The sequence below is a fragment of the Cerasicoccus sp. TK19100 genome, from assembly GCF_027257155.1.
Lineage (GTDB): Bacteria > Verrucomicrobiota > Verrucomicrobiia > Opitutales > Cerasicoccaceae > Cerasicoccus > Cerasicoccus fimbriatus.
This window is the reverse complement of sequence record NZ_JAPWDU010000001.1, coordinates 215,069-226,908: the sequence shown is the minus strand read 5'-3', so window position 1 is coordinate 226,908 and position 11,840 is coordinate 215,069. Positions and strand designations below refer to the sequence as shown.

Genomic DNA, 11,840 nt, shown 5'->3' with positions numbered 1-11,840 from the left:
CCAAATCATTAAATTGCTAATTTAGCAATATATTTTAGGCAAATTTCTTCTCCTTTCTTATAGCGATTCCAAAAGAATCGCTGAAATCGACACCAGCCCACGCCAACGCTCATTTCAGCGGACAACAGAACCCGACACCGGTAATGTAACTAGGTCAGCGCTCGCCGTAGTGCATAGTCACGCGCGAATAAAATCACATCAAGCGTGGATTACTGTTTCCGGACGCGAGGGATCTGAACGAACGGATATGTCCGCCAACTGTCGTTGAAATCGCTCCTTAATATCGTGGTATTCAGGGTCGTTGAAAAGAATGTTCTGCTGTTATGAAACAGACTTAATATCATGCAGCATGCCAAACTCGACACCATATACGTAGGCGAATGCATATTGATCATCTCTGAGATAGCGGACATGGACTAGTTCGTTACTTGAGCTTTTTCGTCATCAATATTGCCAAGCGCGAAGTGCAAATCTTCCACACAGGTTGCCAGGTCAACAGCAAAGTCATGTGCAACTTGGAACGAGAGCTCACCAACGATTTTGACGGCTTACTTCGCGGCATGAAATAGCTGATTGTCGACATCGATCCGCTCTACACTCCTGCCCTTGTTGATATCATTGAAAAGACCGGAGTGAAAGTCGTCCCGATCAGGAGAGGCTGCCTAGAGCAAAACGGCTACGCAGAGAGCTTTGTCAAATGCATCAAGCGTGAGTGTCTCGATCAATTCATATTCTTCGGAGAGAACTCGCTCCAAAAAGCGATTTCTGAGTATATGAAACATTTTCACCATGAGTGCAATCACCAGGGATTAGATATGTGATTCCATTCTACTAGCCCTTCATGGCGATTAAGCCTCTTTGTATACGCAAGTAAATTTGCTAGGCACTCCTTAACGTCAACCTGCGCATTGCCCTGGGACCAAAAGGCACCCAAAGAGCCGACCAAGGTTTCTCCAGCTCCGAATATGGGTACTGCCATGACGGACATTTCCCTAGGCGATACGGACTCTGAAGGCATGCAATATCCTTTACGCTGAGCATCTGCCAGAAATGTATCAAAGCTTCGACGAGGCCCCCAAATCGGTTGACCGAACGTTTCATACGTAAAGCGCTTTCGCAAAGCGACAGCCCGCGGCTCATCTGCAAATGCGTGGAAAACCAAAGCAGTCGCTGTTTCATAAGGATGAGAAACTTCTCGATCAACCCGCTCAATGATTTCAGGCCGTTTAAAATCGGCGCGCCAAACTAATCGCATCTCGTCTGAGCCCGCCTCGGCGTAGACAAAGCCTACCCCGGGATGACAAGAGATCAACTCTTCTAAGAATTTGCGCGCCAGTGAGCGCCTGGAGCCCTGCGAAGAAACTTCCAATAGCTCGCTTACTGCCGGCCCCAAAAGATAGCGCGTCGGCTTATTCAACTTAGTCAGGTAGCGTTCGGCAAACAATGTTGTCGCAATGTTATGCGCTGTCGGACGAGTCAGCCCCATCTCAGCAGCGATCTCTTTCACAGTCATTCCATTCTCATGACGGGCAATTAGCTCAAGAACCTTTAAACCTCTAGTTAGAGACTGGAGCGGTAAAACCTTCATATGTCAGTCATTCTGACATTTATATATATTCACACAAGCCTTTATTTTGTTGATTTTATAAGGAAATAAGGCCAGCATTTCAAAACAGTCAGTATTTCTGACATCAATAACATTCAACCCCTAGTAAACGACTATGAGCAAACAAATGCAGGTAGACAGGCTCCAAGAAATGCGAGACAGCATCGAGAGCTTCGATCTTACAATCCCGATAGAAGACCTAGCCAAGCGCTTTGAGAAGCTTTACACAGGCGCAGTAAATGACGTACTGAGAGAAATGTGTCTCCCGAACCAAGGCCTTCCCTCCTCCATTGTCCCGCTACGAGACGAAATGGTGGTCTGCGGTGAAGCCTTCACCGTAAAAGCAGTCAAGGATCCAACGATGGGCGGCGAGCTAGAGCTCCGCGTCAAAATGCTTGATGAACTTAAGGCTGGGCACGTCGTCATTTGGAACGCAAATGGCGAGGACCACGCCTCACATTGGGGAGGCGTCATGACTCGGGCCGCGCTACACCGAGGATGCCGTGGCGCCATCATCGATGGCGGCATTCGGGATACGAAAGACATTCTGGACCAAGAATTTCCCATTTGGTATCGCTACCGGACAAATCACGGCGCGCTTTCCCATACAAAGATTGTAGGCTACCAAGTCCCCATTTATGTTGGCGAGGTCATCATTAAGCCAGGCGACATCCTGCTGGCGGATATCGACGGCGCACTGGTTATTCCTCGTAAAATCGCCGTTGAGGTGCTTCAACGCGCTGAGCAGATAGAACGCAACGAGGGAGAAATTAAGGAATGGGTTGATGCCGGTCTATCAGCAGAAGAAATTCATGATCGAGGTGGGTATTTTTAATGAAATTCTCACTTTTGCTCTCAGCCCTGCCAAACGACAGCTGGACATTAGCCCGCCAAATTGGCGTGACACACGCCGTCACCAAGGCAGCCCCACAATTAACCGGCCTGCCCGCGCCTGATGATTTGAGTAGCCTACGGGCGATCAGCGACTCCTTTGCCCAGCACGGGATAAAGCTGGCTGGCCTGGAAGGCGACCAGTTTGACATGTCCCGCATTAAACGAGGCGAGCCCGGAAGAGATGAAGACATAGAGCGTTACCAAAAAATGCTACGCAACATGGGAGAGGTTGGCATCCCCTTATTATGCTACAACTTCATGCCGCGAGCAAAAAACGCAGAACACGATTGGCACCGCACCGATTGCCGTGTCCCTTTGCGCGGTGGATCACTCAGCACGGCTTTTGATTTAAAAGAACTGCCGCCGTCTTCGGATTTGGAGTTTTCACAAGAAGATCTTTGGGAGAACTACCGCTATTTTATCCAGGCCGTCATCCCAACAGCCGAAGAAGTCGGCGTAAAAATGGCGTTACATCCCGACGACCCCCCACTGCCAAGTCTTGGCAGCGTGCCCCGTATCTTCAATCACCCCGAGGCTTGGATGCGCGCGTTCGACCTAGCCCCCAGCGCAAGCAGTGGAGTTACGTTTTGCCAGGCCAACTTTTTACTCATGGGAGTAGATATTGAATACTGGGCACGATTTTTTGCAGAAATCGGGAAACTCTTCTTTGTGCATATCCGAGATGTTGAAGGTGTTTCCGAAAAGTTTACCGAAGTCTGGCATGATGAAGGACCCACTGATTTGAGCGCCATGCTCAAGCTTTATCACGAGTTGGGATTTAGCGACCTCATCCGCGATGACCATGTTCCTTCCATGCTTGGAGAACAACCGGATATGCCAGGCTACGGCATGCTTGGACACCTCTACACGGTCGGCTACTTGAAAGGGCTGCTGAAAGCACAGAAAATACCATACGCCTAGCCACATTCTCGAAGAATCATGATTAACAAAGACTACATGCTGGGCACCCCCCTGGCGCGTCAACTCTATCACGAGATAGCGGCGCACCTTCCCATCATTGACTATCACTGCCACCTTTCTCCCCAAGACTTGGCGGAAAACCGCAGCTTCGAAAACCTTACGCAACTGTGGCTGAAAACCGACCCCTATAAGCACCGCTTGATGCGAATGCTCGGCATCCCTGAAAACGACATTACCGGCACAGCCTCAGACGAGCAAAAGTTCACTAGATGGGCTCAGACAGTGCCCTCAAGCCTGGGCACGCCGCTCTTCGCCTGGAGCGCGATGGAACTGAAAAGGTATTTTGGCGTCAACGAGATGCTTTCGCCTCAAAACGCAGACATTATTTATACAAAAGCTGAAAAACTTTTGCAGACCGAAGACTTTTCTTCCCGCAAGCTACTACAGCTGACAAACGTCCAGTGCGTGTGCACTTCAGATCGGCTACTTGATGATTTATCCCATCATAAAGCATTAGCAAATTCCGATTATTCCGTAAAAGTCCTCTCTTCATTACGCGGAGATGACCTGCTAAGTCTTTCCACTGAATGGCTTCAACAATTGACTGCCGATTATCGGCACTTTGACGCATTCACGGCAGCTGTAAGCCAGAAGCTCAATGATTTCGATTCGCTCGGCTGCAAGCTCGCAGACCACGGACTCGATCGATTCGAATATCAGGCGGTAGGCCATGATACATTATCAAAGCTCTATGAAAAGCACACCGCCGGGCATGCGTTAAGCGAGACGGAATCCAGGCAATTACGCTCCGGTATCCTTCATTGGCTGGGCCAGGAATATGCACAGCGAGGCTGGGTTCTCCAACTCCACCTTGGCGCACAGCGCGCCACAAGCACCCGCCTAAGACAACTTACCAATGGCGCAGGTGGGTACGCCGCCATTGGCAACAGTATCGACATATCATCATTAACCGCATACTTGGACGACTTGGAAAAGAAGGAATCTCTTCCACGAGTCATCATCTATAATCTGAATCCCGTTGATAACGCCCCCCTAGCCACACTCACCGGATCTTTCACCGAAGACGGCGTCCCGGGAAAAATTCAGCTAGGTCCGGCTTGGTGGTTCAACGATCACCATGCCGGCATCACAAGCCATCTCGACACGCTTTCCAGCTACGGTCTGCTCTCAGCCTTCATCGGCATGACTACAGACTCACGTAGTCTTCTTTCAATGACCCGCCATGAATATTTCCGCCGTTTGCTGTGTTCATGGATAGCTGAACAAGTAAAAGCCGGGAGCTTTCCCAACGATGCTCAGCTTCTGGAGAACATTATCCGCAAAGCAGCCTACGGAAACGCTGCTCAGTATTTAAACCTCGAAAACAAGGTAGCCTCATGAAATACCCATTCCTAAAAAACAAGACAGCAGTGATCTCAGGAGCTGGCGGCGCTCTTTGCTCCGCAGCCGCCATACACCTTGCCAAGCACGGAGCACGCGTCGCGTTGCTCGGGCGCACGCAATCCTCACTCGATCAGGTCGCGGAAAATATACGCGAAGAAGGCGGCATTGCGCTGACTGTCGTTACCGACGTCAACGACGCTGCAGCCGTAAGGAATGCGCGAGCAATTATTAACCAGGAACTTGGCCCTTGCGACTACCTGCTAAATGGTGCTGGCGGGAATCACCCGGAAGCCGTCACGACTTGCGTCGAATTCACACCAGAAGAGCTTTCCGAGAATAAACCTGAGGACCTACGGGGTTTCTTCAATCTCGATCTCGAACGCTTCCAGGAAATCCTCTCCACCAATACGTTAGGAAGCGTTATCCCCTGCCAAGTATTTGGCGAAGACATGGCAACCAAAGGGCGAGGCTCAATCCTTAACTACGCCTCAATGAACAGCTATCGCCCCCTAACTCGTGTGCCCGCCTACGCCATGGCCAAAGCAGCGATCGTCAACTTCACAATGTGGCTGAGCGTTTACCTGGCTCCGACGGGGGTTCGCGTAAACGCCATTGCACCCGGCTTTTTCCTCAACAACCGCAACGTAAAGATTCTGAAAACCCCAGAGGGTGATCTCACAGCTAGAGGGCAAAACGTCATGCACCACACCCCGCTCAATCGCTTTGGGGAAGCAAAGGATTTATTTGGAGCAATGTGCTGGCTCCTAAATGACGAGGAGTCCAACTTTGTAACCGGCATCACGATCCCGGTAGACGGCGGCTTCATTGCATCGTCAGGCATTTAATAAAGCATATTTATCAACGCCCCACAAAGCACGCAGAAATCCTGCGTGCTTTGTGTTCGCCATAATTGGATAATAACGCTTGTCTAAGACGCGATGAGGCAATCTCGTTCTGCTCACCAACACAATGACACTCCCCGGGATAACGTCCTCATTGCCAAGCACCTCGAACGTTTCCCAGTCCACTTGGATTTCTGTGACCGTCGTCATTCAACCCCCAGGCATCATCAGCGGGGCATCGAAATAAACATTACCAATGAATGCCGCGGAAAATTAACCATAGGAGAAAGGGAAATTCAGCTTTCTCCGAGGTTAGTGGTCATTTTCAGTGGTAGTTATATTCACGAACTGAAAGCTAATCCAGGCGAAGACTATATGCGCACCGTTATGTGCCTGGACCCTGCCCATGCCCCAACATTCCAGAAGACCGAATTAGTTCAAAAAATAATTGAAGGCGAAATACACATCATAAGGCTGGACTCCTCCGAATACATCGAAGCCATTCAGCAATTGCGTCGATTAAATATCGAGTTAATTGGACGACCGATGGGCTGGGAGGCAATGTCATCAGCACTCGCCTGGAGCATTGCTCTACGCCTCATGCGCATTCCAGCAATTACCGCCAAGCCAATACTCGAAAATCGTTCGACAACTCTCGTTCGTGAAGCCATCGCCCACATTCAAACTCACTTGGACACACCCCTGACCTTACGCGAGACAGCCGAGCAGTTCGAGGTATCGGCGGAACATTTGACGCGTAGCTTTACCCGGCAGACGGGCCTCTCTTTTCACCGTTTCGTCCTGTCAGAACGAATTTCCGTGGCTCAGAACCTCTTAAGCAGCAGGCCAAATATTTCACTAATTGATATCGCACTGATGACTGGTTTCTCCTCAGCATCGAATTTTTCACGCGCCTTCCGTGCCGCAAAAGGCATGGCGCCTAGCGAGTATCGTAAATCCACGTTATTCTCTTAAGTGAATTGTTCAGGCATACTCCGACAACATGTATTTGGTGAAGCAACTGGCGAAGCCTGTTAAAACTACAACAGATTCTCACTCGATTTGTGTAGCAGGCATATTCACAGCAAAACTCACCTGGAGTTTTTATCCGATTCCCCTTCGTAAACGTGGACGAATAAAACTTTGAAAAGTGAAATAGAAACTTATTTAATATGGGCGCAATGAGTAGCACAACCCCTTCATTTAGGCACTCCTGGAATAACTTCTTCATCGAGATCGTTCGCTTCTACGAATGTGCCCCAATCGGCAAAAACGGAAACTTTTTTGGTACGCTCTTGACGGCTTGGTATATGTTGAAAGGCAGCGTAGAAGTTAGTGCTGGGGGGCTTGAATCGCAGGCTAAAGAGGGAGATTGGCTCATTAGAATGCCCGGTGAGCGCTATCACAAGTTTTCTCCGGATGCGGAAATTCTCTCAATTCACATTTGCATCCACAGCTTACATAATGCGGCGCAGTGGCAAGGACCTAAACTAGTGCAATTTCACAAAAACGAAGAAATCATGCATGCCGTTGACCGAATTCGCAGGTCAAAATTGATACAAGAAATGAATATCAAAAAGGAATTTGATCCCACCCATGCAACCAGCGATCTAAAAACTTATTTACTGTTCCAAGAACTCGTTATTGTCTTTTTCCGTTTGCTATTAGAACGACTGGCCGCCTCAGGAACCACTTTTGAGCCCCCCGTCATTCATGATGAGCGCGTGCGCCAAGGCTACTACGAATTAGTCAACAATCCCCGATTTATTGAGCCTTTTTCGCGGTCTGAATTCGCGTCAAGCTACGGCCTCAGTCCTAGTCGCCTTGATCGCCTTTGGAAAAAAGAGCTGGGCATGACACCCACGAATTTCATGGAAAAAATTAAGTTGGAGCACGCACAAACGTTGCTGCACCTACAAAAAACTCCAATTAAAGAAATCAGCTATAAACTTGGATTTAATCATCTAAGCCATTTTTCCCTGTGGTTCAAAAACAACACCGGCGAGTCACCCCGGCATTTCCGCCAGAGGCACAAACACAGTGACTAATTAAGGTAAATTGATTTTTGCTCGATACAAACCTCTACCTGCAAAATCGTCAGCGATAAATGTTAATAAAGCATCGCTTCCGGATAACATGTCTGAGATCAATTCCCACCGTTTCTCTGACTCATTAAATTGCTCGAAGGAATATACTCGATTGGCCATAGCGTATAACTCCAAACGAATCTCCGCGATTGGCGTCTTCTCGAGATGTATGTTGAACTGAAATCGCGATGTGCTCGACCGTGGATCACTTCCTGCGGTAAACTCAAAGCGGTTGCTTTGCCCATCCGCATCAAAATCACCCTCCGGCTCCGCCCGACAGTCAACAATTTCCTGTTCGCTAAAGGCGTCAACCATCCAGGCATAGTAAGCTACCGCTTCCGCAAAGCGACGCCCAAGGCCCATTTGCCCGTCGGCATCAAAGTGAATATTATCAGATTGCAGCGTTAAATCGTCCGTGTCGATAATTCCTGTCCATGGATTTTCTTCCGCCACGACGTCCTGCGCCGCTCTGACTAACTCTTCGTGATTGAGCGCCGTCTGCCCGACAGAAAGACGACCGATAATGAATGGTAGATTTTGGCCAAAGGTTAGGCGCACATCCTCAATGAACGTGCGTAAATTATCCTCATAACGCTCAGCCCAAGAAGTGCGATTGGCGTCCGACTCTCCCTGCATCCAAACCATTGCCTGCACTTCGATACTAGCGGAAGGATACGCCTCGGCCAATGCAGCCAACCCATCCGCCACCGTTGTTTGAAATACCTGGTATTCGGGACCATCTCCAAACATTGAAGCATCTCCGCCTGCAACCCAATCGCCAGCGAGATGCGTTCCTCCACGCGCATACTTGATTATAGCGACACGGACACTGGAATCATTCTTGTATAAATCCGCATAGCTTCGCCCCATCGTAATCTCCGGCCCGAAGTCATCACTCTTGCGATTTAGCCCAGGCTGGAGGACTGTCAAGCTGCCTAAGTAGCTTTCACCTTCCCGCTTATGAAAAACATCTACGTCGGTCTGAGGCATCTGCAGATTAACTGGCTCTGTCGGAAGACTTCCTTTACCAGCCCGACCATCGGCATTAGACTGACCACCCTGCAGAATGACCAGCAGGCGCGTAATCTCTTCCACGGGCTCAGAGACTACTTCAATTGTATTGTCCTCATAGAGAGCCTGCACCGATGATGCGCTCAGTGGCTCATCCAGTATCCAAAATTCATCAAGGTTGCCGTCAAAGTCATAACCAGAGCTAGCGTATCCTTCGCCAATCGCATTGATGGACAGCTGCATGTTGCTGATGCTCACCGGCTGGCCTCCTATCCCATCGACGTAGAGTGTTAGATCATCAGCCGTTACAACGATAGTATAGTGATGCCAAGCTGTGTCGTTCGGTGCCCAACCGATATCCGTGGTCTGGCCAGATGAATTGCGCCATCGAAAACCACGGCCATCCGTGAAAATTCCAATAAAGTCTTTGGTATTAGTCGTGTTTCCAGCAACGATGCAAAGAGCTTTGGAAGTCGCGCTCCTCCGCGCCCAAAAGGCAATCGTATATCCTTCGGTAGTGCCCAGAGTTATTTCAGGGAAGGAAATATAGTCACGATCATTGCTCAGAAACAGCGAACCCCCTCCGAAGACGCTGCTATTGGGCGCTGTATCGATAACTGAGTTTCCTAGTTCGCCATTATCAACGAGCGTCCCATGCCGAGAAAAACCGGATTGATCCGAGTAATCGGCGTCGAATGAGTAATGGGCGATGACACCCGCACGAACCGAGGTGAGGAGTAACGCACCAAGGAAAACAAGATATAGATTCTTCACGCTATTTAACAAAGGGCTAGTGTTTCAAGTAGCGTTAATATTCTCATACATCCTAGGCTCCTGCTTTACATAGTTTGATATGCGGCTATGCCAGAATTGATCACCTCAGGGATTTCTTAAGCGCCTTTGGCGCTGAGACTTTCCCCCGTCACCCATCTCCCAGCCACCATGTGCGTGTAGCGAACTTCAGGAATGCCACACTCCTCTCTGCAATAAGCCGATAAGCATATCAATTGCCGCAGAACCGACTTGGTCCGAGCGCTGATCAATGCCAGCCCACCCTGGCTTATCGTCGATCCAATTATTGGTTACCACATCTACCTCGGCTGGTGTGCAGCAGATATTTGTGCGGTAACCCATTGATTCTGCGATAGCCCGGACCCGCTTGCTGCTTTTTCAAAATATTCAGGGTTTAGCCCCAAGCTCGCACAAACGATTAAGCGGGCAACCCCAGCCTTATTCGCCACGCCATGCATTGTTACGTAACGATTCATTTCGGCCAGATTTTTTTTATGAGGTGTATTTTGGACTCAGAAAGTCGATCAAACTGTCGACATTGAAAATAAAACCTCCGTATCAGCCTAGGATAGCGCAACTAATTGCAATCGCGTATCCTTGAAGAAAGAATGAAGCAATAATTATTTCGACAGTACAAAAACCCCCACTGAGCTAAAAACAGTCTAATCTAACTTCTCAAGTAGGACGCAACCATGCCCCAATATACACAAGCTAACAGTTGCCGAACAATAAATTGTAACAACCAAGGCTTCGCTGCTATTATCACCCTGCTCATTATGGCGTTCTTAGTGCGGATGGTAGTAAAAATTAAAGCTTTTGCTGAAACTAAGACGCATTCAGCAAGCGTAAAAGCGCACCAAAACCCAAGCACAGCAAAACCTCTACTAGCACTCAATTTAGCACATCGGGAACTGCAACGCCTTACTAGCCCATACCAGCACGTAACTGCCTCCGCAGATACTCCTATCCCAGATGATATTGAGATGACGCCAGAGACCAGCAGAGAAGACGTCGATGCGACAATTGATGATTACCGGAATGCGATGAAACCGCCATTGGACTGGTGTGCGGAAAAATATAAACTTAAACATTTCTCGACATTAATGTATTTTCGTCAGAAATTCATATGCTTTCGATTTGTATATTTATCTTTGCTTATCTTGCTTGGGCTAGCCCACACCGTTGACGCGAAGCCGCGCAACTACCCGCCAGATCCACCGATGGAGGCTGTCAATAAAGAGAACTGGCCCTCGGAAATACATGTTGAGGGTAATCGCCTCGTTAACGCTGAAGGGCAAGAGGTTTGGTTACAAGGAGTAGCGATTCCAGGTCTGGAGATTATGCCTGAAGGTCATGGGGCCGTGCATTCAACCATCATTGCGATCGAGGATTGGAACGCAAACGTCATCAGATTACCGATTAAGGATGAATACTGGTATGGGCACGGCAAACCAACAACCAAGAGCGCGGGTCAAACAGATGGCGGAGAAGCCTACCGACTGACGGTAGACAACGTCATCAACTCTGCTGCCAATCGTGGAGCATATGTTGTTTTAGATCACCATCGTTATCGTGCCGTTAAACAGGAGCATCTGCCTTTCTGGGCAGAATTAGCGGAACGATATAAAAACCACCCAGCCGTTCTCTTTGATATTATCAACGAGCCGCACAGCATATCGTGGGAAGTCTGGCGAAATGGCGGTTTCGTTTCGACTGAAAAGAATGGAGCCGACGAAGCAGGGTTTTTATCTGAAGAAGAAAAAAAATCCAACCAGGGATTTGAATCTCCTGGAATGCAGCAGCTGGTTGATACTGTTCGCGAAACTGGGGCTCGCAATATAATCGTAGCCGGCGGCTTAAGCTGGGCTTACGATTTATCTGGCATCCTTAATGGCTACGCACTCGATGACGACACTGGCAATGGCATCATGTATGCAACCCACGTCTATAACTGGAAAAAAGGCTGGCAGGAAGCCTTTCTCGACGCTGCCAAACACTACCCTATTCTGGTCGGAGAAGTAGGCGCAGATGTAAATAAGATGGAGTGGCTACCCGCGAATATTCAAGAAGATCCCTATACATGGGTTCCTGATATGCTGGGCGTCATACAAGCACACAAACTCAATTGGACAGGTTGGTCTTTTCATGCTTGGGCAACCCCAGTGATGATTTCCGATTGGGATTACACACCAACACCCTACTGGGGAGCATACGCTAAACGCGCCCTTTCTGGTGAATCCTTTGAGCTGACTCGCCTGCGCTGAATCCAGCACGCCAATTCCT

General features: G+C 48.9%; 10 protein-coding genes. 8 read left to right on the top strand and 2 right to left on the bottom strand.

Annotated elements, in window-relative coordinates; all coding sequences use genetic code 11:
• The first annotated feature begins 632 nt into the window (after window positions 1-632).
• A complete protein-coding gene (locus tag O3S85_RS21215) occupies window positions 633-821 on the top strand; it encodes an integrase core domain-containing protein (protein WP_425499839.1) in 189 nt (62 codons plus the stop codon).
• On the opposite strand, the gene O3S85_RS00920 is transcribed toward O3S85_RS21215, so the two are convergent.
• The gene (locus tag O3S85_RS00920) at window positions 800-1,588 is read right to left on the bottom strand and encodes an IclR family transcriptional regulator (protein ID WP_269537139.1); all 789 of its coding nucleotides are present in this window, start codon (window positions 1,586-1,588) and stop codon (window positions 800-802) included. The two genes, O3S85_RS21215 and O3S85_RS00920, sit on opposite strands and share 22 nt — an antisense overlap.
• A gap of 133 nt (window positions 1,589-1,721) precedes the next feature.
• Between O3S85_RS00920 and O3S85_RS00915 the strand changes: the two genes are divergently transcribed.
• The 6 genes from O3S85_RS00915 (at window position 1,722) to O3S85_RS00890 (ending at window position 7,715) form a co-directional block, all read left to right on the top strand.
• Complete coding sequence (locus O3S85_RS00915; RefSeq protein WP_269537137.1) at window positions 1,722-2,441, top strand: RraA family protein; 720 nt, start codon at window positions 1,722-1,724, stop codon at window positions 2,439-2,441.
• Window positions 2,441-3,421 carry a mannonate dehydratase gene (locus O3S85_RS00910; RefSeq protein WP_269537136.1) on the top strand — a complete coding sequence of 327 codons (981 nt, stop codon included), beginning with the start codon at window positions 2,441-2,443 and terminating at the stop codon, window positions 3,419-3,421. The genes O3S85_RS00915 and O3S85_RS00910 overlap by 1 nt, the downstream gene beginning before the upstream one ends.
• An 18-nt stretch (window positions 3,422-3,439) precedes the next feature.
• Window positions 3,440-4,822 (top strand): glucuronate isomerase, encoded by a 1,383-nt coding sequence (gene uxaC, locus O3S85_RS00905; RefSeq protein WP_269537134.1) that lies wholly within the window; start codon window positions 3,440-3,442, stop codon window positions 4,820-4,822.
• Entirely contained in the window at window positions 4,819-5,670 is an 852-nt protein-coding gene (locus O3S85_RS00900; RefSeq protein ID WP_269537133.1) for an SDR family oxidoreductase, read from the top strand. Before uxaC ends, O3S85_RS00900 begins: the two co-directional genes overlap by 4 nt.
• A gap of 183 nt (window positions 5,671-5,853) precedes the next feature.
• Window positions 5,854-6,642: a helix-turn-helix domain-containing protein gene (locus O3S85_RS00895; protein ID WP_269537132.1), complete on the top strand. Its 789-nt coding sequence runs from the start codon at window positions 5,854-5,856 to the stop codon at window positions 6,640-6,642.
• A gap of 206 nt (window positions 6,643-6,848) precedes the next feature.
• Window positions 6,849-7,715 (top strand): helix-turn-helix transcriptional regulator, encoded by an 867-nt coding sequence (locus O3S85_RS00890; RefSeq protein ID WP_269537130.1) that lies wholly within the window; start codon window positions 6,849-6,851, stop codon window positions 7,713-7,715.
• Here the strand turns inward: O3S85_RS00890 and O3S85_RS00885 are convergent, their stop codons facing one another.
• A complete protein-coding gene (locus O3S85_RS00885) occupies window positions 7,716-9,539 on the bottom strand; it encodes a sialate O-acetylesterase (protein ID WP_269537129.1) in 1,824 nt (607 codons plus the stop codon).
• A gap of 710 nt (window positions 9,540-10,249) precedes the next feature.
• On the opposite strand from O3S85_RS00885, the gene O3S85_RS00880 reads away from it, so the two are divergent.
• The gene (locus O3S85_RS00880) at window positions 10,250-11,821 is read left to right on the top strand and encodes a glycoside hydrolase family 5 protein (protein WP_269537128.1); all 1,572 of its coding nucleotides are present in this window, start codon (window positions 10,250-10,252) and stop codon (window positions 11,819-11,821) included.
• The last annotated feature ends 19 nt before the right edge of the window (window positions 11,822-11,840 follow it).

Coding starts and splice junctions, on each gene's coding strand:
- O3S85_RS00920 (WP_269537139.1), bottom strand. CDS start 1,588: ATGAAGGTTTTACCGCTCCAGTCTCTAACTAGAGGTTTAAAGGTTCTT.
- O3S85_RS00915 (WP_269537137.1), top strand. CDS start 1,722: ATGAGCAAACAAATGCAGGTAGACAGGCTCCAAGAAATGCGAGACAGC.
- O3S85_RS00910 (WP_269537136.1), top strand. CDS start 2,441: ATGAAATTCTCACTTTTGCTCTCAGCCCTGCCAAACGACAGCTGGACA.
- uxaC (WP_269537134.1), top strand. CDS start 3,440: ATGATTAACAAAGACTACATGCTGGGCACCCCCCTGGCGCGTCAACTC.
- O3S85_RS00900 (WP_269537133.1), top strand. CDS start 4,819: ATGAAATACCCATTCCTAAAAAACAAGACAGCAGTGATCTCAGGAGCT.
- O3S85_RS00890 (WP_269537130.1), top strand. CDS start 6,849: ATGAGTAGCACAACCCCTTCATTTAGGCACTCCTGGAATAACTTCTTC.
- O3S85_RS00880 (WP_269537128.1), top strand. CDS start 10,250: ATGCCCCAATATACACAAGCTAACAGTTGCCGAACAATAAATTGTAAC.